Origin of the sequence: Falsiroseomonas sp. E2-1-a20 (assembly GCF_051433195.1) — a bacterium.
Classification (GTDB): domain Bacteria; phylum Pseudomonadota; class Alphaproteobacteria; order Acetobacterales; family Acetobacteraceae; genus Falsiroseomonas.
On record NZ_JBHMFT010000006.1, the window covers coordinates 69,286 to 91,235 of the forward strand.

The 21,950-nt window shown below is 72.0% G+C and carries 20 protein-coding genes; 10 read left to right on the forward strand and 10 right to left on the reverse strand.

Features of this window, described 5'->3' with window-relative positions; genetic code table 11:
* The first annotated feature begins 52 nt into the window (after positions 1-52).
* The 5 genes from ACFHPP_RS09715 to ACFHPP_RS09735 all read left to right on the forward strand — a co-directional run bounded on the left by ACFHPP_RS09715 (position 53) and on the right by ACFHPP_RS09735 (position 6,279).
* Positions 53-832, forward strand: coding sequence for a hypothetical protein (locus tag ACFHPP_RS09715; protein ID WP_437163068.1), 780 nt, complete (start codon positions 53-55; stop codon positions 830-832).
* Entirely contained in the window at positions 829-2,847 is a 2,019-nt protein-coding gene (locus ACFHPP_RS09720; RefSeq protein WP_437163069.1) for a DUF4139 domain-containing protein, read from the forward strand. Before ACFHPP_RS09715 ends, ACFHPP_RS09720 begins: the two co-directional genes overlap by 4 nt.
* 220 nt (positions 2,848-3,067) lie before the next feature.
* Entirely contained in the window at positions 3,068-4,243 is a 1,176-nt protein-coding gene (gene coaBC / locus ACFHPP_RS09725) for a bifunctional phosphopantothenoylcysteine decarboxylase/phosphopantothenate--cysteine ligase CoaBC (RefSeq protein WP_437163070.1), read from the forward strand.
* A 48-nt stretch (positions 4,244-4,291) separates the two neighbouring features.
* Positions 4,292-5,422 carry a peptide chain release factor 2 gene (gene prfB, locus ACFHPP_RS09730; protein WP_437163071.1) on the forward strand — a complete coding sequence of 377 codons (1,131 nt, stop codon included), beginning with the start codon at positions 4,292-4,294 and terminating at the stop codon, positions 5,420-5,422.
* Positions 5,422-6,279 carry a phosphotransferase family protein gene (locus ACFHPP_RS09735; RefSeq protein ID WP_437163072.1) on the forward strand — a complete coding sequence of 286 codons (858 nt, stop codon included), beginning with the start codon at positions 5,422-5,424 and terminating at the stop codon, positions 6,277-6,279. The genes prfB and ACFHPP_RS09735 overlap by 1 nt, the downstream gene beginning before the upstream one ends.
* A gap of 152 nt (positions 6,280-6,431) precedes the next feature.
* Here the strand turns inward: ACFHPP_RS09735 and ACFHPP_RS09740 are convergent, their stop codons facing one another.
* From ACFHPP_RS09740 to ACFHPP_RS09765, 6 genes are read right to left on the reverse strand one after another with little or no spacing between them, the layout of a single operon-like run.
* Positions 6,432-7,481, reverse strand: a complete 1,050-nt coding sequence (locus ACFHPP_RS09740) for a maleylacetate reductase (RefSeq protein ID WP_437163073.1) — start codon at positions 7,479-7,481, stop codon at positions 6,432-6,434.
* A gap of 14 nt (positions 7,482-7,495) precedes the next feature.
* Positions 7,496-8,233 carry an ATP-binding cassette domain-containing protein gene (locus ACFHPP_RS09745; protein ID WP_437163074.1) on the reverse strand — a complete coding sequence of 246 codons (738 nt, stop codon included), beginning with the start codon at positions 8,231-8,233 and terminating at the stop codon, positions 7,496-7,498.
* 47 nt (positions 8,234-8,280) lie between these two features.
* Entirely contained in the window at positions 8,281-9,498 is a 1,218-nt protein-coding gene (gene devC, locus ACFHPP_RS09750; protein WP_437163075.1) for an ABC transporter permease DevC, read from the reverse strand.
* Positions 9,491-9,649 carry a hypothetical protein gene (locus ACFHPP_RS09755; RefSeq protein ID WP_437163076.1) on the reverse strand — a complete coding sequence of 53 codons (159 nt, stop codon included), beginning with the start codon at positions 9,647-9,649 and terminating at the stop codon, positions 9,491-9,493. The genes devC and ACFHPP_RS09755 overlap by 8 nt, the downstream gene beginning before the upstream one ends.
* Positions 9,646-10,686 carry an efflux RND transporter periplasmic adaptor subunit gene (locus ACFHPP_RS09760; RefSeq protein ID WP_437163077.1) on the reverse strand — a complete coding sequence of 347 codons (1,041 nt, stop codon included), beginning with the start codon at positions 10,684-10,686 and terminating at the stop codon, positions 9,646-9,648. Before ACFHPP_RS09760 ends, ACFHPP_RS09755 begins: the two co-directional genes overlap by 4 nt.
* Positions 10,683-11,249 (reverse strand): TetR/AcrR family transcriptional regulator, encoded by a 567-nt coding sequence (locus tag ACFHPP_RS09765; protein ID WP_437163078.1) that lies wholly within the window; start codon positions 11,247-11,249, stop codon positions 10,683-10,685. The genes ACFHPP_RS09760 and ACFHPP_RS09765 overlap by 4 nt, the downstream gene beginning before the upstream one ends.
* Before the next feature lie 34 nt (positions 11,250-11,283).
* Between ACFHPP_RS09765 and ACFHPP_RS09770 the strand changes: the two genes are divergently transcribed.
* Positions 11,284-12,234 (forward strand): hypothetical protein, encoded by a 951-nt coding sequence (locus tag ACFHPP_RS09770; RefSeq protein WP_437163079.1) that lies wholly within the window; start codon positions 11,284-11,286, stop codon positions 12,232-12,234.
* 95 nt (positions 12,235-12,329) lie between these two features.
* Here ACFHPP_RS09770 and ACFHPP_RS09775 read toward each other — a convergent pair whose 3' ends face one another.
* Positions 12,330-14,033 carry a cation:proton antiporter gene (locus ACFHPP_RS09775; protein ID WP_437163080.1) on the reverse strand — a complete coding sequence of 568 codons (1,704 nt, stop codon included), beginning with the start codon at positions 14,031-14,033 and terminating at the stop codon, positions 12,330-12,332.
* A gap of 40 nt (positions 14,034-14,073) precedes the next feature.
* On the opposite strand from ACFHPP_RS09775, the gene ACFHPP_RS09780 reads away from it, so the two are divergent.
* Complete coding sequence (locus ACFHPP_RS09780) at positions 14,074-14,937, forward strand: alpha/beta hydrolase (protein ID WP_437163081.1); 864 nt, start codon at positions 14,074-14,076, stop codon at positions 14,935-14,937.
* Positions 14,934-15,656 carry an SDR family oxidoreductase gene (locus ACFHPP_RS09785; RefSeq protein ID WP_437163082.1) on the forward strand — a complete coding sequence of 241 codons (723 nt, stop codon included), beginning with the start codon at positions 14,934-14,936 and terminating at the stop codon, positions 15,654-15,656. The genes ACFHPP_RS09780 and ACFHPP_RS09785 overlap by 4 nt, the downstream gene beginning before the upstream one ends.
* A 16-nt stretch (positions 15,657-15,672) precedes the next feature.
* Here the strand turns inward: ACFHPP_RS09785 and ACFHPP_RS09790 are convergent, their stop codons facing one another.
* From ACFHPP_RS09790 to ACFHPP_RS09800, 3 genes are all read right to left on the reverse strand, one after another.
* Positions 15,673-17,694: a TRAP transporter permease gene (locus tag ACFHPP_RS09790; protein ID WP_437163083.1), complete on the reverse strand. Its 2,022-nt coding sequence runs from the start codon at positions 17,692-17,694 to the stop codon at positions 15,673-15,675.
* A 152-nt stretch (positions 17,695-17,846) separates the two neighbouring features.
* Positions 17,847-18,869: a TAXI family TRAP transporter solute-binding subunit gene (locus ACFHPP_RS09795; protein WP_437163084.1), complete on the reverse strand. Its 1,023-nt coding sequence runs from the start codon at positions 18,867-18,869 to the stop codon at positions 17,847-17,849.
* Between the two features lie 77 nt (positions 18,870-18,946).
* Positions 18,947-19,669, reverse strand: coding sequence for an FCD domain-containing protein (locus tag ACFHPP_RS09800; RefSeq protein WP_437163085.1), 723 nt, complete (start codon positions 19,667-19,669; stop codon positions 18,947-18,949).
* Between the two features lie 114 nt (positions 19,670-19,783).
* On the opposite strand from ACFHPP_RS09800, the gene ACFHPP_RS09805 reads away from it, so the two are divergent.
* Positions 19,784-20,986, forward strand: a complete 1,203-nt coding sequence (locus ACFHPP_RS09805; RefSeq protein ID WP_437163086.1) for a CaiB/BaiF CoA transferase family protein — start codon at positions 19,784-19,786, stop codon at positions 20,984-20,986.
* Positions 20,987-21,127: 141 nt separating this feature from the next.
* Positions 21,128-21,934, forward strand: a complete 807-nt coding sequence (locus ACFHPP_RS09810) for an enoyl-CoA hydratase (protein WP_437163087.1) — start codon at positions 21,128-21,130, stop codon at positions 21,932-21,934.
* Positions 21,935-21,950: the final 16 nt, after the last annotated feature.

Here is a 21,950-nt window from a genome sequence, read left to right on the forward strand (position 1 = left end):
CATGCGGCGCAACATTCCGGGCTACGATTCGTGACAGGATGCGCCGATGTTCGTGGCCGACTTTTTCCTTCTCCTCGGGCTGCTGCTGGCGCTGGCCTATCTCGGGCTGATCCACCGCGCCGCGTGGCAGGCCCGCGCGCGCCGCCGGCATGGGCAGGCGGAGCGCCTGGCCGCGCGCATCTTCGCGCCGCACCAGCCCGGCCCGCCCGGCGGTGAGCTGCGCGCGCTGCTGCGCGACCTGGTTGGCATCGCCACGGACCAGCCGCGCGCCCTGCCGCTGGCCGCCGCCATCCTCGCCGGTGGCCTTCTGCTGCTGCTGGCGCTGGACCCGATCCTGGACGATCCGATCCTGTGGGGCGCGCGGGTGCCGCCATCCTGGCGCGCGGCGCTGCCCGCCTGGCTGAAGCTCGGCTGGGTGCTGGCGGTGGTCGCTCTGGTCCTCGGCCACTGCGTCTGGATTTTCGGGGAGGCGCCGCGCCGGCTCAGCCGGCACTGGTTGCTGCTGCACCCGGACGGCGGCATCTCCGCCGAGGGCGCGGATCTGCCGCGCATCGACCCGCTGCGGCCGCGCCAAAGCCTCGACCGCATCCCGATTCCGGCGCGACGACAGGATGGGCTGGACCTGCCGGCGGGCGAGGCCGAGGGTGCCGTCCTGGAACAGGATGGCCGGACCATCGGCTTCGTCGCCAACCCGCATGTGCCGCGCCCGGGCAGCCTGCGCCGCCTGGCCGAGACGCCGCCCGAATGGTGGCGGGTGGAGTTGGAGCCGGACCATGCCAGCTTCCACGCCTTCCTGCTGCGCCACCACCCGCCGAGGACCCCGCCCGCATGACCGCACGCCGCAGCCTCGTTGCCCTGCTGCTCGCCGGCACCGCATTCGGGGCGCCGCTGGCCGCCGAATTGCCGGTGCGCGGCGTCACCCTGTCCTCCGCCGGGCTGGCGCAGGTGGAACGCGCCGGGCCGGTGGAGCCGGGCGACCCCACCCTCACCTTCCGCGTGCCGCTCGCCGATGTGGACGACATCCTGCGATCACTGGTGGTGGCGGACCCGGCCGGGCGGGTGGAGGGGCTGCGCCTGCCGGGCCAGGACCTGCTGGCCGAAGCCTTCCGCGGCCTGCCGGTGCGACCCGAGCATTTCGAAAGCCGCGCCGCGCTGCTCAACGCCCTGCGCGGCCAGCGCGCCGCGCTCGGCGATGCCGAGGGGCGCATCGCCGAGGCGACCGAGACCGAGGCCGGCCTGCGCGTCACCCTGCTGACGGCGACCGGCCTGCGCAGCCTGCGGCTGCGGGAGGAAGACGAGGTCCGCCTGCTCGATGCCGGCCTCGCCGCCCGCCTCGCCCGCGCGGCGGAGGCGCTGGCGGAAGCCGGCAGCGCGGATACGCGGCAATTGGCCGTGGCGCTGCGGGCGGGCGCCGGCGCGGCGCGGGAGGTGGCGCTGACCTATGTCGCCGGGGCGCCGCTGTGGAAACCCTCCTGGCGCCTGGCGGTGCCGGGCTTCGGCGCAACCGGCGGGCAGGCGCGGCTGATGGGCTGGGCGGTGGTGGAGAACCACAGCGGCTCGGACTGGAACGGCATCCGCCTGTCGCTGGTCTCCGGCGAGGCGGCGGCCTTCCGCCAGGCGCTGTATTCCCCGGTGCTGCTGCCGCGGCCGGAACTGCCGATCCTCGGCACCGGTCCGGTCGCGGTGCGCGCCGATACCGGCGGCCGCCCGGTGCCGCCACCGCCGCCGCGGGCGGCCGCCGAGGCGCCGGGCCGCATGGCGCTGCGCGCCGCGCCGATGCCCGCACCGGTCGCGGAGGCGGCACCTTCCGTGGCGCAGGCCGCAGCCGAAACTTCGCTCGGCCGGGTCGCCTTCACCCTGGCGGACCCGGTGACGATCCGCGCCGGAGAGACCGCGAACCTGCCCTTCCTGGATGTGCGGCTGGCGGCGGAGCGGGTGTGGTGGGTGCAGGATTTCGCCGCGCGGCATCCGTTGCAGGCGGTGCGGCTGCGCAACGAGGCGGCGCATCCGCTGCCGGCCGGCCTCGTCACGGTTTTCGGCAGCTCCGGTGCCGAATCTGGCGGCTTCCTCGGCGATGCGGAGCTGCGCGGCACGCCGCCGGGGGAGGCCCGCATCCTCGCCTTCGCGCGCGACCAGGGGGTGCAAGTCACGCGGGCCGCGCGGGATTCCTCGACGCCCGTCTCGGTGGTGCTGCGGCGCGGCCAGGTGGTGGCGACATTGCGCCTTGTCCACACCGAGACGCTGGCCATCGAGGGTGGCGCGGCGCGCGGCACGATGGTGGTGGATCTGCCGGTGCGGCGGGGCGAGACCCCGCGCTTCACGCCGCTGGCGGAGGGCGATTTCGGCCTGCGCGTCGAGACCCGGCTGGAGGGGGCGCCCACGACGCCAAGCTGGGAGTGGGAACGCAGCCAGCCCCAGACCATCCCGTTGTGGGACCCGGCGCTGGCGGAGCCGCTGCCGCCCGTCTGGCGCGAGCTTTCGCTGGACCGGGACATCGCCCGCCTGCCCGGCGGCACGGACCGGCTGCAGGCGCTGCGCGGCCTGCTGGAACGCCTGCCGGCGGAGGTGCCCGGCCGCGCCGACCTCGCCGCGCTGGTGGCGGATTTCGCCGAGGCGCGCGGGCTGATGGACCAGTTCCGCAGCGCCGCCCGCGCCCATGCCACGGCCGAGGCCGCGCTGGGACGCGCGCGGCAGGCTGTGGAGGATCGCGGCGGGGCGCAGCGGGAGGCCGCACGGGCGGCACTCACCGCCGCGTCGCTGGCGGCGGCGCAGTCCGGGGCGCAGGCGGACCAGGCCTGGATCACCTGGCGGAACGTGGCGCAGCGCGTGGTGGCACGCGGCGGCTGAGAGGCCGATTGAGAACACCGGTGGGTAAGAACACCGGCGGGTCGGTTTCGCTGGGCTTTTCCGTCCCTGCGGCGTTGCCAAGCTTGCCGATGCAATCAGCATCGGCTGCGCTCGGGGCCTGGCAGGAACACAAGATCCCTGGCGAACCCTCAGCCGCCGGCATTCTCAAACGCCCTCTGAGCCCCTCGCCGGACGGTAAGCGGCGGGTTACGCTTCCGGCATGGCCAACCTCCTGCTCATCGTCTCCGGCAGCGTCGCCGCCTACAAGGCGCTGGAACTGGTGCGGCTGGCACGCCGCGCCGGCCATGCCGTGACCCCCATCCTGACCGCCGGCGGCGCCCGCTTCGTGACGAAGGAGGCCCTGGCCGGCATCTCGGGCGCCCGGGTGCATGACGACCTCTGGGCCGCGGAGGCCGAGATCGGCCACATCCGGCTGGCGCGCTGGCCGGACCTGGTGGTGGTGGCGCCGGCCTCGGCCGACCTGCTGGCGAAGATGGCGGCGGGGCTGGCGGATGACCTGGCCTCGACCGTGCTGCTGGCGACGCGGGCGCCGGTTCTGGTGGCGCCGGCGATGAACCCGGCGATGTGGGCGCATCCGGCGACCGTCGCGAACATGCGGACCCTGGCGGCGCGTGGCGTGCACCGGGTGGGGCCGGAGGACGGCGCGATGGCGGAGCCGGAGTCCGGCCCCGGCCGGCTGGCCGAACCCGCCACGCTGTTCGCCGCGATCCAGGCGCTGCTGGCGGACGGGCCGCTCGCCGGGCGGCATGTGGTGGTGACCAGCGGGCCGACGCAGGAAGCCATCGACCCGGTGCGCTACATCGCCAACCGCAGCAGCGGGCGGCAGGGCCATGCGATCGCGGTGGCGCTGGCCGCCCTCGGCGCGCGCGTCACGCTGGTCAGCGGCCCGGTCGCGGTGGCGGACCCGGCGGGCGTCGCGGTGGTGCGGGTGGAAGGCGCGCGGGACATGCTGGCGGCGGTGCAGGCGGCACTGCCGGCGGATGCCGCGGTGTTCGCCGCCGCGGTGGCGGATTTCCGGCCGGCCGATGTCGGCGCGCAGAAGATGAAGAAGGTGCCGGGCGCGCCGCCGCCGGGCCTCGCCCTGGTGCTGAACCCGGACATCCTGGCGACCGTCGCGCAGCACCCCGCGCAGCGCCCGGGGCTGGTGGTGGGCTTCGCCGCGGAAACCGAGGATGTGGTGGCGCAGGCGCAGCAGAAACGCCTCCGCAAGGGCTGCGACTGGATCGTGGCGAACGACGTCTCCGGCGACGTGATGGGTGGGGCGGAGAATGCCGTGCACCTGGTGACGGCGGCCGGCGTGGAGGATTGGCCGCGCCTGCCGAAGGAGGAGGTGGCGCGGCGCCTGGCATCACGGATCGCCCAGGCGCTGGCATAGGGCGCCCAAGTCTCGACAGCCGCCCGGCCGGGCACTAGTGAACCCGCCATGCGCGCCGATGCCGAGAACCTGAAGACCCAGATCGCCGAGGGCCTCGCCCTGCTCCGCGCCCATCTCGACTGGGATGAGGCGGTGCGGCGGCTGGAGGAGTTGAACGCGAAGTCGGAGGACCCGGACCTCTGGACCAAGGCGGATGCCGCCCAGGCCCTGATGCGGGAACGCAACCGCCTGGCCGCCCAGATCGAGGGCGTGCAGAAGCTGGAACGCGACGTGGCCGATGCGCTCGAGTTGATCGAGATGGCCGAGGCCGAGGGCGATGCCGCCATCGCCGATGCCGCGGTCGCCGACATGCAGCGCTTCGCCGCGGAGGTGAAGCACCGCGAGACGGAAAGCCTGCTGGCCGGCGAGGCCGACCAGAACGACGCCTACCTGGAAGTGAACGCCGGCGCCGGCGGCACGGAGGCCCAGGACTGGGCCGAGATGCTGCTCCGCATGTACACCCGCTGGGCGGAAAAGCGCGGCTACAAGCTGTCCCTCACCGAACAATCCGACGGCGAGCAGGCCGGCATCAAGTCCGCCACCATCCAGGTCTCCGGCCCCAACGCCTTCGGCTGGCTGAAGACCGAGACCGGCGTGCACCGCCTGGTGCGCATCAGCCCCTTCGATGCGGCGGCGCGCCGGCAGACCAGCTTCGCCAGCGTCTATGTCTATCCGGTGATCGACGACCGGATCGAGATCGAGATCAATCCGGCCGATCTGAAGACCGACACGTTTCGTGCCTCCGGTGCCGGCGGGCAGCACGTGAACAAGACCGAATCGGGCGTGCGCTTCACCCACCTGCCCACCGGCGTGGTCGCGGCCTCGACCCAGGACCGGAGCCAGCACAAGAACCGCGCCATCGCGATGGAGATGCTGAAGGCGCGGCTGTATGAGCTGGAACTGCGCAAGCGGGAGGCGATCAGCGACGCGGTCGAAGCGGGAAAAACCGATATCGGCTGGGGCCACCAGATCCGCAGCTATGTCCTGCAGCCCTACCAGATGGTGAAGGATTTGCGGACCGGCGTGGAGAAGGGCAACCCGGCCGCCGTGCTGGATGGCGAGATCGACGAGTTCATGGCCGCCGCACTGGCCCAGCGCGTCGGCACCACCCGGTCGGACGCCAGCGCCAAGGCGGATTGATGCGGACGGCGCGGGACGCGATCCTGGCCGCCTTCCCGGACCTTGCGGGCGCCCGCTTCACCGAACTGGCGGATGGCTGGGAAAGCCTCGCCATCGATGTCGACGGCGCGCTGATCTTTCGCTTTCCCCGATTCGAACGCGGCCACGCCCAGCTGGCGCGGGAGGCGCGGCTGCTGGCGGTTCTGGCGCCGGCCCTCACCCTGCCGGTGCCGCGCACGCAGGTCCATCCTGGCCCGCCCGCCTTCGCCTGGCACCGCAGGCTGCCCGGCGAGACGCTGCTGGCCCCGCACTACGCTGCACAGCCGGAGCCGGCGCGCGACCGGCTGGCGGAGGATCTGGCCCGGTTCGCCGCGGAACTGCACCGGCTGGACCCGGCCCTGCTGCGGCAGGCCGGTGCCGCGGCGATGTGGGACTGGCCCTCGCCTGACAGCATCCTGCGCGACGCCTGGCCACGCCTGCCCCCAGACCTGCGGAGCTTCGCGGAGCGGACCGCGGCCGACTGCGCCGCGCTGCCGCCGGACCCGGGCGGCACCGTGTTCGGGCATTTCGACACGCATGGCTGGAACCTCGCCTTCGACCATGCGGCGGGCCGCCTGCACGGCGTGTTCGACTTCGCCGGCAGCGGCTTCGGGGCGCTGCACCGGGATTTCGTGGCGCAGAGCTTCATCGACCCCGACCTGACCCGCCGCATCCTGCCGCGCTACGAGACGCTGACCGGCCGCCGGCTCGACCACTGCCGGATCCAGTTGCTGACCGGGCTGCAACGACTGATGGAACTGGGCGAGGCCACCCAGGCGCAGGTCGCGCGCTTCGGGCTGCTGGAGAATGTGCGGGCCTGGGCGGCGGAAATGCGCTGATACCAAATCCCGGTGATCGTGACCGATCACCGCCTTGTAAGTCTCGAGCATCCGGGTCGGTCCGTCATAAGCTGGCTGGCGCGGTGGCGGAGGGGATGCCGATCCGCCTTCGGCGGGCGCAGGTTCCAATCAATGGGATTTGGTATGAACCCTCAGCGCCCGGTGAAGGCGGCGCCGAGCAGGTCCCGGATGCCCTGCCGCGTCACCGGCCGCGGATTGGCGTAGGGGTTGGCCGCGGCAATCTCCGCCGCCTGGTCGAGGTCCGATTCCCGCAGGCCCAGCGCCGCCAGGCTGCGCGGCGCGCCGATGCGGGCGGACAGGGCGAACAGCCCCTCCACCGCATCCGACGCCCCCAGCGCCCGCGCCACGCGCGCCATCGCCTCCGGCGCCGCCGGGACGTTGTAGGCGGCGGCATGGGGCAGCACCGTCGCGTGGGTTTCCGCATGCGGCAGGCCGAAGCTGCCGCCGAGCACGTGGCACAGCTTGTGGTGCAGGGAGACGGTGACGGTGCCGAGGCAGGCCCCTGCGAGCCAGGCCCCGCGCAGCGCCTCCGCCCGCGCCGGCCGGTCCGCGGGCCGATCCACCAGCACGGGCAGGGCAGCGGCCAGGGCGCGGATCGAGTCCTCCGCCATCAGCGATGTCACCGGGTTCGCATCCGGCGCGTACAGCGCCTCCACCGCGTGGGCCATGGCGTTCAGGCCGCTGGTCGCGGTCAGTGCCGGGGGCAGGCCCATGGTCAGCGCCACGTCGTAGATCACCACCTCCGGCAGCACCTTGGCCGAGCGGATGGTCTGCTTTTCGCGACCCGCGGTCTGGCCGAGGATCGGTGTCATCTCCGATCCCGCATAGGTCGTCGGCACCGCCACCTGCGGCAGGTCCGTCCGCAATGCCAGCGCCTTGCCGAGGCCGATGGCGGAGCCGCCGCCGACGGCGACGAGGCCATCGGCGCGCATCGCGCCCAGCTCGGCCAGCGCCGCCTCCGTCACCTCCACCGGCGCATGCATCGCCGCGCGGGCGATGACGCCGGCGGCCAGCGGGCCGAGTTGCGCGGCCAGTGCCTCGCCGCGCGCGGCCTGGGACGGCGTGACGAGGAGGGCGACGCGGGCCAGGCCGAGGCGGGCCACCTCCTCGCCCAGCTCCGCCAGCGTGCCGTCGCCGAAGACCACGCGCATCGGCGCGGCGGTGTAGATGAAGCGCTGCATCGAAGCTGTCCCTGTCAGGCCCGAGGAGCGTGATCGCCGGCGACGATGCGGCCATCCTCCATCGCCACGATGCGATCCGCGATGTCCAGGATGCGCGGGTCATGCGTGACCAGAAGGATCGGCACGCCGCGCGATTTCGCCAGGCCGCGCAGCAATTGCACCACCTCCTGCCCGCTGGCCTTGTCGAGCGCGGCGGTGGGTTCGTCCGCCAGCACCAGGCCGGGGTCGGTGGCGAGCGCGCGGGCGACGGAGACGCGCTGGCGCTGGCCGCCCGAGAGTTGGGAGGGCAGCTTGTCGACATGGTCGGCGAGGCCGACCTGGCCGAGGATCTCGGCGGCGCGGGACAGGCGGCCGGCCTCCGTGGTCGTGCCATCCTGTTCCATCGCCATCGCCACGTTCTGCCGCGCCGTCAGGAAGCCCAGCAGATTGTGGTTCTGGAAGATGAAGCCGATGCGCCGGCGCAGCGCCACGCGGGTGCGTTCATGGGCGCCGCGCAATTCCTGCCCCAGCACGCGGGCGCTGCCGTCCTGCATCGCCCGCAGGGCGCCGATCAGCGTCAGCAGCGTGGTCTTGCCGCTGCCGGAGGGGCCGGTGAGCAGCACGATCTCGCCGGGCTCGACCGAAAGGTCGACATCGCGCAGCACGGGGCGGCGCAGCTCGCCTTCGCCATAGGCGTAGGTCACGCCGGTGAGCAGGACGGGCGAAGGCACACTGGATACGGCCAGGACCCCCTCACCCACCGTCGGACGCATGCGTCCGACCCCCGCCAAGGGGGGAGAGGGCTTTTGCGGCGGGGCGGTCAAAACATGTCCGCCGGATTGGCATCGCGCAGCTTGCGCATGGCCAGCAGGCCGGCGACCGCGCACATGGTGAAGATCATGGCGAAGACGCTGGTGGCGCGGGCGATGTCCATAGCCAGCGGCAGGAAGGTGGCGCCGCCGACCACGTCGTACAGGAAGGCGGAGATGGCGAGGCCGGGGATGAAGCCCGCGACCGCCAGGATCAGCGCGGCGCCCAGCACGACGCGGCCGAGATAGCCGTTCGAATAGCCCATCGCCTTCAGCGTCGCGTATTCCTTCAGGTGGCCGGCGATGTCGGAGAACAGGATCTGGTAGACGATGACCATGCCGACCACGAGGCCCATCAGGCTGCCGAAGGCGAAGATGAAGCCGATCGGCGTCGCCTCCTCCCAATACCGCCGTTCATGCGCGTTCAGCTCCGCTTGCGTCAGCACCGCCACATCCGCCGGCAGCAGCTCCCGCAGCCGCTGCTGCGTCGCCGTGATATCGCTGCCCGGCCGCAGCCGGATCGCGACGAGATCCACGGCGGAGACCAGCCGTTCCTTCACCAGCCTGCGGAAATTCACGTCGGACAGCACGATGTTGCCGTCGGCGCCGAAGGACGGCCCGATCTCGATCAGCCCGACCACCAGCATGTCGCGGTTGCCGACCTGCACCTCGAACGGTCCGCGTTCCGCCAGCAGCCGCGGCACGGCGCCGAATTCGGGGCGGGATCGCGCATCGAAGGCGATGGTGTCGGCGCGCTTCAACTGCTCCAGGATCGGCGCCAGGCCGGGAAACTCCAGCACCCCCGCATCGGTGTCGACGCCGATGAGCTGGATGGCGCGGCGGCTGCCATCCTCGGGGCTGCGCCAGGTGGCCTGCGCCAGGTAGACCGGCACCGCGCGCTCCACCTCCGGCAGCGCGAGCGCCTGGTAGGCACGGACGCGCGGGAAGGGTTCGGGGCGGAAGCTGGCGGTGGTCAGCGGGTGCATCAGGAACAGGTCGCCGCGCATGGCGCCGATCAGGGCCGTGGCGCTGTCGAACAGCGCGGCGCGGAAGCCGAGCTGCATGAAGACCAGCACGCAGGCGAACATCACGCCGGCGATGGCGGAGGCGAGGCGCGCCTTCTCCGACCACAGCTGCCGCCAGGCCAGACGCACCGCCAGCAGCGTGCCGGTACCGATGCCGGGCGGGCGCCGCAGCGTCGCGGCGCGGGGCAGCGCGCCGTCAGGCATGCAGGCCGAGCCATGCGACAAGCCGCGCCCAGAAGCCGGGCCGCGGTGGTGGAGCGGGCAGGATGGCCTCGCCGTTGCGTTCCGGCGCCCAGGGCAGCAGCGGAAGCGGCTCGGCGCTGAACTCGGGGGAGATTCGCGAAAACTCGTTCATGGCCGGATCGCCACCTGCACCTGCATGTTGGACCGCCGCGCCAGCGCCGCCACGCCATCGGCGCCGAGCGTCAGGCGCACCTCCACCGTGCGCGCATCCACCGCCGCCACCGGGTCCGTCGTCGCCTGGGTGACGCGGCGCACCTGCCAGCCGATCTCGCGCACCGTCGCCGCGAAGCGGCGCGCTTCGCCGGGCACCAGGATCTCGGCCGTGGCGCCGGGGCGCAGGCGCGGCAGGTCGGTCTCGAAGATCTCGGCGACCACGTCCATGGCGGACAGGTCCGCGAGTTCCAGCACGCCGTCGGTGCCCACCCCCTCCCCCGCGCGGGCCAGCACGCGCAGCACGGTGCCGGCGATGGGGGCGCGCAGGCGGGCCAGGCCGGCCTCGGCACGGGCGCGGGCGACCGCGGCCTCGGCGGCGGCAAGTTCGGCCTCGGCCAGCGCCAGGTCCTCGGCGCGCGGGCTCAGCAGCGTGTCGAGCGTGGCCTCGGCCTCGGCGCGTTCGGCACGGGCGCGGGTGGCGGCGAAGCGGGCTCTTTCGGCCACCGCCTCGGCGCCGGCGCCGCTGGCCTGCAGGCGCTCGGCGCGCTCGGCCTCGCGGCGGGCGGAGGCCTCGGCGGCGCGCAGCGCCTCGACCCGGGCGCGCTGGGCGGCGACCTCGGAGGGCCGGCCGGCGGCGCGGGTGCGGGCCAGGCGGGCGCGGGATTGCGCAAGCTGCGCCTCGGCCTCCGCGAGGGCTGCATCCTTCAGCGCGGCATCATGGAATTCGGCGACGACCTGGCCGGCGGAGACGGTGGCGCCTTCCGTCACCATCAGCCGGCCGATGCGGGTGCCCTGCTGGCTGTTGCCGGGCGACAGGCGCAGGATGCGCGACGCCGGCTCGACGCGGCCCAGCGCGCCGACGCCGACCGGGCCGGCCGGTGCGGCGGCCGGCGGCGGAGCGGCCGGCTGTGCCGCGCCGCCGAGCGCGACATAGCCACCGCCCACGGCCACCAGGACCAGCGCGACGGCGCCCGCGAGCCTGCCACGGCGGGTCATGCCACCGGCTCCAGCAGGCGTTCCAGCGCAAGGCGGACCTCGGCCAGTTCCTCGGTGTTCAGGCTGTACAGGCCGAAGAGATGCGCCATGAACAGGCCGTCGGTCGCGCACATGATGGCCTGCGCGGCCCCTGGCGGCAGCGCGTCGGCGGCCAGCGCCGCGCGCATCCGGGCGAAGACGGCGCGCACCGGGTCCAGCAGGGCCGGGTCGTGGTGGAAGGCGGCCAGGAACACGGCCGCGGCGCGGTCCTGGTTGGCGCAGGCGGCGGAGGGTTCGTCGAAGGCCCAGGCCAGCATGGCGCGGGCGGCGCGGCCCGGACCTTCCGCCTGGTTGGCGACGGTGGTGTCGAAATCCGCCGAGATGGTGGCCGCGAGCCGGCCGAGCATCCCGGTCAGCAGCGCCTCCTTGGATGCGTAGTGATACAGCAGCCCGCCCTTGGACACGCCGGCATCCCGCGCCGCGGCCTCCAGCGTCAGCGCCGGCACGCCGCGCGCCTGCACGATGGCCTCCGCGGCATCGAGGATACGGGTGCGGGCGTCGGTAAGGGGCGGGCTGTCGTTCATTGCGATGGAACTATACCGTCTGGACGGTTTGTCAATGACCAAGCCAGCTTTCGCCTGCCCGGAGCTGGTGCTAGGAGTCTCAACCCAAGAGAAAGATAAGGGACACGAAATCAACGTGACCGACGAAAGCGCTACCGAAGCCGAAGACTTCCCGCGCCTGGTCAAGCGCCTGGAGGCGTTCAAGTCCTTCCGCCCTCGCCTGAATGTCGTGGGGCAGTTCGATCACTTCAAACCGTCCGTGCTTGGACACCTCGCGCAAGGCTGCCTCGACGTGCGTTCCGTAAGCGAGCCGGATCGGGTCGGTGATCCGGTTCCCAACGAAGCGTGGATCAGGTGGGCGCCACACTCACGGTATGCGATCCCGCCTGACCTGCGGGCGGCGATTCCGGCATCGGCTCACATCATCAACGATACCCACTTCAACTGCGACAAGCGGTCAGTCTCGCTGGGTTTCGAACGGGTCTTCGGGTACAGCGTTGGAATCGATCCGTTGGCGCACGTTGGCGAGGGGGTCGCCAAGTCACGCCAGAACGCGGCCCATGATGGCCGGATCATGCGCTTCCCCATCGAGGCAGCCAAACCGGGGACCGCCTACGAACGGGTCGTCAACAATCAGGTCGGCAACTACGTCTGCGATTTCCGCGTGCCCATCGTGCTTGGGCGCATCCCCTTCATCTACCTCAAGTTCCGCCCCCATGCGACGCGGTTCTCCAACACCAACAGCTGGGCTCGCATCTGCTCACCGCTTGATGTGATGTCGCCGGGAGAACTCAGGCTGATCGTGCTGTTTTCACAGCATATCGGTCTCGAGTATGGCGAACTCGACGTTCTGCGGGACCTCGATGATGGGCGCATCTACGTGGTCGACGCCAACAACACGCCCTATGGCCCGCCGAATGGGTTGGCAGCGGAAGCACGGGAACTCGCAATCCGGTTGATACGGTACTGCATACTTGATCGGGTCTTTCGGCTTGCGACGCCGTAGGCCGCACGGGGCAGGTCCGCATCGCCGGACCTCCTCCGTCATCCGCGCCGGCATCCGACATGGCCTATCGCTGGAGCCGAACCGGCCGGATCCTGTCAGCCGACGCTGACGTCCGGCAGCTTCCGCCGCCGCAGCACGTCCACCGTCGCCTGTGCCGTGCTGGCGGCGATGCCGAGTCGCTGCATGGCGTAGTCCGCCATGCCGAGCGCAATCTCGCGTTCGCCCATCATCACCAGGCCGACGCCGGCCTCGCCCTCCAGCCATATCGCCTCGGTTTCCGTGTGGCTGCGCACCACCGTCAGGATGGCGGGGTTGTACTGCCGGGCCAGGCGCAGCACCTCCCGCGCCTCCAGCGCGCCGGGCAGCGCCAGGATCAGGATGCGGGCGCGTTCCGGGGCGGCAGCGTGCAGCACCTCCGGCCGGCTGGCGTCGCCCCAGATGGCGGGAATGCCTTCCGCGATCAGGCGCTCGGCACCGGCACGGTCCTCCTCCACCACGATCAGCGGCAAATGGTGGCGGCGCAGCGCGCCGATGATGGTGGCGCCGACCCGGCCGGCGCCGACGACGATGGCGTGGTCGGCCAGCACCGGCCTCGGCGCGGGCGGCGTGGCGGGGCGCGGCTTCGGCGTGCGGTGCGCCATGCGGCGCTCGAAATGCGGCGCCAAAGCCTCCGCCGCCTTCAGCAGCAAGGGGGTGGCGATGATGCTGCCGATGGCGGCCATCAGCACCGGGCCGCGCACGGATTCCGGCAGCAGGCCCTGGCGGATGGAAACTTCGGTCAGCAGGAAGGAGAACTCGCCGATCTGCGACAGCCCGGCGGCGACCAGCAGCGCGACGCGCGGCGGCGTGCCCATCAGCAGCAGCAGCACCAGCACGCTGCCGCCGATCGCCAGCATGACGGAGACGGTGGCCGCCAGCGACGCGACCGGCTGGCCGGAGACCTGCGACAGGTCCAGCAGCAGCCCGACCGAGACGAAGAAGATGGCGGAGAAGATGCGGGTCAGCGGCGTCGCCTCGGCGGCGGCCTGGTGGCCGACATCGCTCTCCCCCAGCAGCACCCCTGCGAAGAAGGCACCGAGCGCGAAGGACACCCCGAACAGGGAAGACGCCAGCGCCGCGACGCCGAGCGCGGCGGCGAGCACTGCCAGGGTGAACAATTCCCGCGACCCACCGCGCGCCACCAGCTTCAGCGCCCAGGGCAGCACGCGGCGGCCGACCAGGACCATCAGCAGCACGAAGGCGACCAGCGACAGCGCCGCCTTGCCGAGTTCCAGCGCCAGCGAGTCCTCGCCCTGCCCGGCCAGCGCCGGCAGCAGGACCAGCGCGAAGACCACGACCAGGTCCTGCATCACCAGCCAGCCCAGCGCGAGGCGCCCGGCGGCGCCACCGAGTTTGCCACGCTCCTCCAGCGACTTGGTGGCAACCGCGGTGGAGGAGATGGCGAGCGCAAGCCCGAAGGCCAGCGCCGGCACCGGCGCCAGGCCGAGCAGCGCATGGCCCACGGCGGCGCCGACCAGCAGCGCCACCGCAATCTGCGCCACCGCCCCCGGCACCGCCACGCGCCAGACCGCCAGCAGATCCTTTGCCCGGAAATGCAGGCCGATGCTGAACAGCAGCAGCGCCACGCCGATTTCCGCCATGGCCGAGACCATGCCGCGTTCGGCCACCGCGCCGGGCAGCCAGGGGCCGATCAGCATGCCGGCGGCGATGTAGCCGATCAGCGCCGGCAGCCGCAGCAGCCGCGCGCCGGAGCCCATGATGAAGGCGAGCAGGATGCAGGCGACGATGGTCGCCAGCATGGGGTCTGGTCCGTGCGGCATGGGCTGACGATAGCGCGTGATGCCGGGTGCCGAACAGTTGTCGCGGCCCGCGCGCCTTGCCACCATGGCCGGGATGCGCGCCCCCGACCCCTTCGAGCTGAACTTCGCCCGCGGCACCATGCTGGCCTGGGAGCCTCCGGCCGCCCGCGCCGGGGCGCCGGCGCTGCTGCTGCTGCACGGCGCGGCCTGCGGCCCCTGGGTCTGGGCGGAGGGTTTCGGCAGCCGGCTGGCCAGCGCGGGGTTCGAGGTGTTCGCCCCCGGCTTCAACCGGGCGCGGGAGGGGCGGCCGGCGGGCCTCGCCGACTTCACCGAGGATGCGCGGGCGGCACTCGGCGCGCTGCGCCGCCGCGTGGTGCTGGTCGGCCATTCGCTCGGCGGCCTGGTGGCGCAGCGGCTGCTGGATGCGCCGGCGGTGGCGGGCATGGCGCTGCTGGCGCCGGTGCCGCCGGAGGGGCTGGCCTGGGCCAATTGGCGACTGGCGATGGCCGACCCGCCGCTGTGGCGCGCCGTGGCCCGCATGGCGGAACCGGCCGGCACCAGCGCCGAGGCCGCCATCCTGCGCCGCGCCCTGTTCGGCCCGGCGCTGCCGGACATCCTGGCGCTGCACCACCTGTCCCGCATGGGCGTCGAAAGCCGGGTGGCGCTGCTGGAGGCCCAGGCGCCGCAGCCGGTGCCGCCGGCCTGGGGCCTCGGCAAGCCCGCGGTGGTATTCGGCGGCCGGCGGGACCCGCTGGTGCCGCCGGATGCCGTGGTCCGCACCGCCGCCTGGCACGCCGCGCCCTTCGCGCTGCTGGACGGCATGGCGCATGCGATGATGCTGGATGCCGGCTGGGAAAGCCTGGCGGACCGGCTGACCAACTGGCTGGAGGAAACCTACAGGTGATTGAAGCCGTGCTGGTGACCGGCGGCTCGGGCGGCATCGGCCGCGCCGTGGCGCAGCGGGCGGCGGAGGCCGGGTGGCGCGTGGTCAACCTGGACCTGCGGCCGCCGGATGCCCCGCTGCCGCGCGAGGTCTTTTGCGAGTGCGACTTCTCGGATCTTGCCGCAACGCGGGCGGTCCTGGCCGAAATCTCGGACAAGCACGCGCCGACGCGGCTGGTGAACAATGTCGGCGTGGTGAAGCCGGCCTCGCTGGAGGAGACCTCGGTCGAGGACCTGGCGACGGTGATGGACGTGAACCTGCGCAGCGCGGTGCTGGCGGCGCAGGCGCTGCTGCCGGCGATGCGGGCGGCGGGGTTCGGGCGCATCGTCAACATCGCCTCCCGCGCCGCGCTCGGGAAGGAACTGCGGACCGCCTACGGGGCCAGCAAGGCCGGGCTGATCGGTCTGGCGCGAACCTGGGCGCTGGAGTTGGCCGCCGACGGCATCACGGTGAACGCCATCGGGCCGGGCCCGATCGCGACGGAGCTGTTCAAGCGCGCCAATCCCGACAACAGCCCGCGCACCCGCGCCATCATCGAGGGCGTGCCGGTGAAGCGGCTCGGCACGCCGGAGGATGTGGCGCATGGCGTGCAGTTCTTCCTGGATGCGCGCAGCGGCTTCGTCACCGGGCAGGTGCTGTATGTCTGCGGCGGGCTGACGGTGGGGCTGGCGCCGGTCTGACCCGGCGCCAGGCCGTTCAGGCCAGCGCCGGCCGGTCGCGCCGGCTGCGCACGAAATTCCACACCAGGATCGGCGCGGCGATGGCGACGCCCACCGCGGTCAGCGGCCCGCTCGGCGAGATCGTCATGAGCGCCGCCAGCACCAGCCCGACCTGCGACCCGATCCCCATATGGGTGAAGGCGTACCCGGTCAGCCCGATGCCCAGCACCAGCACGCCGAGCGCGCAGGTGAAGGTGACGAACAGGAAGCTGGCCAGGGTGAAGTCGTCCACCATGATGAGCATGACCGGCGCATAGGCGAAGACGAAGGGCACGGTGGCCTTGGCGGCACCCAGCCGGAACGCCGTCAGCCCGGTGCGGAACGGGTTGGACCCGGCGATGCCGGCCGCCGCATAGGCCGCGACGCAGACCGGCGGCGTAAGGTCTGCCAGGATGCCGTAGTAGAGAATGAACAGGTGCGCGGCCAAGGGCGGCACGCCGAGCTGGATCACCGCCGGCGCGGCGATGGCGGCCAGCACGATGTACAGCGCCGTGGTCGGGATGCCGGCGCCCATGACGATGCAGATCAGCGCCACGAACAGCAGAGTCAGGAACAGCGTCAGCCCGGCCAGGCTGCCGAAGCCCGCTGGCAGGATGTCGAAGATCGGCGCGAACCACTGCGCCGTGCTGGCAGCCGCCTGGGTCACGATGAAGCCGACCCGGAAGCCGGCGCCGGTCAGCGTCACCACGCCCACCACCATGCCGACGGCGGCCGCCGCCGCGCCGACCGCGAGCGCATAGCGCGCGCCCATGTCCAGCGCCTCCCACAGGTCGCGCAGCGTCAGGCGGTTGCGGGGGTTGATGAAGCCGACGATGACGCAGGCGGTGATGCCGACGAAGGCGGCGAGGTAGGGCGTGTAGCCATCGACGATGACCCAGACCAGCAGGATCAGCGGGATCACCGTGGGCCAGCCGTCGCGCACCGTCGGCCACAGCTTCGGAATCTCCTCCTCCGTCATGCCACGCAGGCCGAGGCGCTTGGCCTCGAAATGCACCTGCACGAAGACGCCCCAGAAATGCATCGCCGCCGGCACCGCGGCCGCGATCAGCAGCGTGGTCAGCGGGATTTCCAGGAACTCGATCATGACGAAGGCGGCGGCGCCCATGATCGGGGGCGTGATCTGCCCGCCGGCACTGGCGGCGGCTTCCACCGCGCCGGCGAAGTGCGGCTTGTAGCCGATCTTCTTCATCGCCGGGATGGTCAGCGACCCGGTGGTAACGGTGTTGGCGATGGAGGAGCCGCTGATGGAGCCGAACATGGCCGACGCCAGCACCGCGACCTTGGCCGGACCGCCCGGATAACGCCCGGCGATGACGCTGGCGAGGTCGATGAAGAACTGGCCGAGGCCCATCCTTGTCGCGATCACGCCGAACAGGACGAAGTGGAAGACGAAGGTGGCGACGACCTTGGCGGGGATGCCGAAGATGCCCTCCCCGGTCAGGTACACATGGTTGACGAAGCCGGCCCAGTCGGAGCCCGGATGCGCCAGCACGCCGGACAGGTAGTTGCCCCACAAGGCATAGGCGATGAAGACGCAGACGATGATGGGCAGGATCGGGCCCATGGCGCGCCGCGTCGCCTCCAGCACCAGCACCACCATGATGGTGCCCATCAGCACGTCGGTGTCGGACGGGTTGCCGATGCGGAAGGTCAGGTCGTCGAAGATCAGCGGCAGGTAGATCGTCGCCGCGATGATCAGGCCCGCGAAGATCCAGTCCAGCACCGGCACGCCGCCGAGGCGCGGGCCGATGGACATCAGCCCGCCGGGGAACACCAGGAAGATCAGGCTGAGCACGGCGGCCAGGTGGATGGCCTTGTGCCAGTGCTCGGTCAGGATGCCGAAGCCCGCGGTGTAGTAGTGGAACACCGACAGCGCGACGAGCAGCACGGAGACGAGCTGCGCCGTGAAGCCCTTCAGGTCGCGGAAGCGGAGTTCCGAATCGACCTCCTTCTCCAGCCGCGCGGCGGCGTCGAGGTCGAGCTTGGTGGTGCCGCTCATGGGTCAGGTCTCTGGGCCGGTGGCGTTGCGCAGCTCCCTCTCCCTCCCTGAGGGAGCGGGTCGGGGTGAGGGTGTCGGGGTGTCGGAGGTGAGCGCGGCCCCCCTCACCCAACCCTCTCCCCCCAGGCGGGGGGAGAGGGCTTTCGTCAGGATCAGCGCAGGATGTTGTTCTCGCGGTAGTAGCGCTCGGCGCCCGGGTGGAACGGCACGACGCCGCGGCCGGTCAGCGCGCCTTCCTTGACGATCTCGCGGCCCTTGGCGTGGCCGCGGTCGAGCAGGCCGCGGGTGGTGTCGGACCACAGCGCCTTGGTGATGGCGTAGACGGTCGCGTCCGGCACGCTGTCGCGCACCGCCAGCACGGCGCCCACGGTCAGCGTGGGGACATCGGCCTCGAGGCCCTCATAGGCGGTGCGCGGGATGGTGCCGGTGCCGTAGAAGGGCGCGCGCTCGATCACCTTCTGCGCCTCGGCGCCGCTGATCGGCAGGATGCGGCAGCCGGCGCGGCTGCAGAATTCGGTGAAGGCGGCGGCGGGGTAGCCGACCACGGTGAAGGTCGCGTCCAGGCCACGGTCCTGCATGCGCTCCGTGCCCTGCGCCTGGTTCAGGAATTCCGCGGTGTATTCGCGGCCGGCGCGCAGGCCGTTGGCTTCCAGGATCATCTCCGCGCCGATGCGCGCGCCGCTGGCCTGCAGGCCGATGGCGATGCGCTTGCCCTGCAGGTCGGAGAAGCCGCGGATGGCGCTGTCGCGGCGCACCACGGCGTGGATGTGCTCGGGGAACAGGTGCGCCACGAAGCGCAGGCGGTCCACTTTCGGCCGGCCCTCGAACAGGCCGGTGCCGGTAAAGGACCAGTGGGCCACGTCGGACTGGGTGAAGCCGGCCTCGGCATTGCCGGACTGGATCAGGTTGACGTTCTGCACGCTGCCCTGGGTGGCGACGGCGACGGCCACCATGCCGGGCACGCCATCGGTCGCGCCGGCCACGTTGCAGGGAGCGCCGGGCGGGCAGGAGATCGCGTTGGCGATGATGCCGCCGATCGGATAGTAGGTGCCGCCCGCCGAGCCGGTGCCGATGCGGAAGAATTGCGGCGCCTGCGCGAAGGACAGCCCGGGGGCCATGGCGGCGCCCGCGGCGGCCAGGCCAAGCCCGCGCCGCGTGATCCTGTGGTCGGTCATATTCTTGTCTCCCGGTCTGATCTGCCGATGCGGCGCACCCTAGGCGCGGAATCGCCCTGGCGGCAACCGCAGGCGCCTCAGCCCGCCGGGCGGGGGCGTCGCTTCGGTGCGGCCCGCGCCTCAACCGGCGTGCTGGCATCCGTAGCGCGGAAGCGGCGCTTGCCACCGGCGATATGCGCCTCCCCGGCCGCGCGGGCCGCGGCCGCGTCGCCGGCGGAGATGGCAGCCAGGATGGCGGCGTGCTCGGCGTTGCTCTCGCGCATGTTCTCGGGCTCCACCAGCGCGCGGCGGCGGAACAGGTGCAACTCGTTGCCGAGGTCCTCGTAGAGCCGGCGGGCGCGCGGGCCGCCGCCATGCGCCAGCAGCGCGGCGTGGAATTCCAGGTTCAGCGCGTAGTAGGCGGCGGCCGCATCGGCCTCCCGCGCCGCATCCATCCGCCGCACCAGGTCGCCGAGCAGGTCGCGCTGCCCGGCGGTTGCCTCCCCGGCCAGGCGGGCGCAGGCGAGGCCGGTGAGCGCGGCGCGCAGATCGTAGATTTCCAGCGCCTCCGCCGCGCTGACGCTGCGGACGTAGCTGCCCTGGTTGCGGACGGAGACCACCAGGCCGGAGCGTTCCAGCCCCCGCACAGCCTCCCGCACCGGGCCGCGGGAGACGCCGAGGCGGGTGGCGAGTTGCTGTTCGTTCAGGCGTTCCCCGGCCGCCAGGGTGCCGGCGAGGATCATCGCCTCGATCTCCTGCCCCACGAGGGAGGCGAGGGAGCGGGTGCGCACGATCTCCAGCGCGGAAACATCTTCGGTCATGGTTCGCAGCCTGCCGAGGCGGGGTTGCCGCTGTCAACGCCTGCAATCTGTCGACAGTTTGCCGCGGGGCGAGCGGGTGCTAGGCTGCGATAACGCGAAGGAGGACACCGCCCCATGCCGCAGGACAACACGATCCCGCAAGCTTCGACCGCGCTCTCGCGCTTCACCGTGCTGGACCTGACCCGCGTGCGGTCCGGCCCCACCTGCGTGCGGCAGCTGGCCGATTGGGGCGCCAACGTCATCAAGATCGAGATGCCGGAAGGCCTCGACCAGGGCGACCCGATGGGCGGGCCGCGCATGGGGTCCGACTTCCAGAACCTGCACCGCAACAAGCGCGGCATGACGCTGAACCTAAAGGACAAGGATGGCGTCGCGCTGCTGAAGAAGCTGGCCGAGAAGGCCGATGTGGTGGTGGAGAACTTCCGGCCGGATGTGAAGACCCGCCTCGGCATCGACTATGCGGCACTGTCCGCGGTGAACCCCCGGCTGGTCTATGCCAGCATTTCCGGCTTCGGCCAGGACGGGCCCTATGCGGGGCGGCCGGGCTTCGACCAGATCGCGCAGGGCATGGGCGGGCTGATGTCCATCACCGGCCTGCCGGGCCAGGGCCCGGTGCGGGTCGGCATCCCGATCGCCGACCTCTGCGCCGGGCTGTTCGCCGCCCAGGGCATCATGGTGGCGCTGCTGGAGCGTGAGGTTTCGGGCAAGGGGCAGTGGGTGCAGACCAGCCTGCTGCAGGCGCAGATCTTCATGCTGGACTTCCAGGCCAGCCGCTGGCTGATGCAGGGGGAGGTGCCGAAGCAGGCCGGCAACAACCACCCGACCAGCATCCCGACCGGCGTGTTCAAGACCAGCGACGGCTACATCAACATCGCCGCCACCGGCCAGCGCATCTGGGAACGCTGCTGCCAGGCCTTCGACAAGCCGGAATGGGTCAAGGACCCGCGCTTCATCGACGGCAAGTCGCGCAGCGACAACCGCGACGTGCTGAACCAGGGCATCGAGGCCGTGACCCTCACCAACACCTCCGCCTTCTGGGTGGAGGCGCTGAACGACCAGGGCGTGCCCTGCGGCCCGATCTACAAGGTGGACGAGGTCTTCGCCGACCCGCAGGTGCAGCATCTCGGCATCGCCAAGACGCTGAACGGCGGCAACCGCAACGTCGCCTATGTCGGCCAGCCGATCGACATGTCGCGCACGCCGTCCAGCATCGTCACGCACCCGCCGGCGATCGGCGAGCATACGGATGCGGTGCTGGCCGATCTGGGCCTGGACGCGGCGACCATTGCCGACCTGCGCAAACGGCACGTGGTCTGAGGTTTCTCCCTCTCCCTCGCTGAGGGGGAGGGTCGGGGTGGGGGTGTGGGCGCTGCCAGGATCGGCGCGGACCCCCTCACCCAAGCCTCTCACCCTGCCGGGGGAGAGGGCTTTCGGAATGGGCGGATCGAGGGGGTTTCCATGGACGGCATGATCGTGACGGGTTCGGAGAAGATGCTGGCCCGCAAGGCGGATGGCATCGGCTGGCTCACCTTCAACAACCCGGACCGGCACAATGCCGTCTCCATGGAGATGTGGGAGGCCGTGGAGCGCATCATGGCCGACTACACCGCCGACCCGGAGGTGCGGGTGGTGGTGCTGACCGGGGCCGGCGGCCGCGCCTTCGTCTCCGGCGCCGACATCTCGAAGTTCGAATCGGAGCGCAGCGGGGAGGCGGCGGTGGCCGCCTACCAGGCGCAGACGGCGCGCGCCTATGACGCGGTCTCCAATTGCCCGAAGCCCACCATCGCGATGATCCAGGGCCACTGCATCGGTGGCGGCACGGCGCTGGCCGTGTGCTGCGACATGCGGATCTGCGGCGAGACCGCGAGCTTCGGCGTGCCGGCGGCGAAGCTCGGCCTGGGCTATCCGCTGGCCGGCATCCGCCGCCTGGTGGACCTGGTCGGCCCCTCCTTCGCCAAGGAGATCTTCTACACCGGCCGGAAGTGGTCCTCCGAGGATGCCCGCATCATGGGCCTGGTGAACCGCGTGGTGCCGAACGACAAGCTCGAGGCCTTCGTGACGGACTATGCGAAGACCATCGCCGGCAACGCCCCGCTGACCGTGGGCAGCGTTAAGTTCATCGTCGCCCAGGCGCTGAAGGATCGCGGCGCGGCGGACGAGGCGGCCTGCGACACCCTGGTCAAGGCCTGCTTCGCGAGCGAGGATTACAACGAAGGCCGCCGCGCCTTCCTGGAAAAGCGCCCGCCGCAGTTCAAGGGGCGCTGAACGCAAGGGGTTTTCC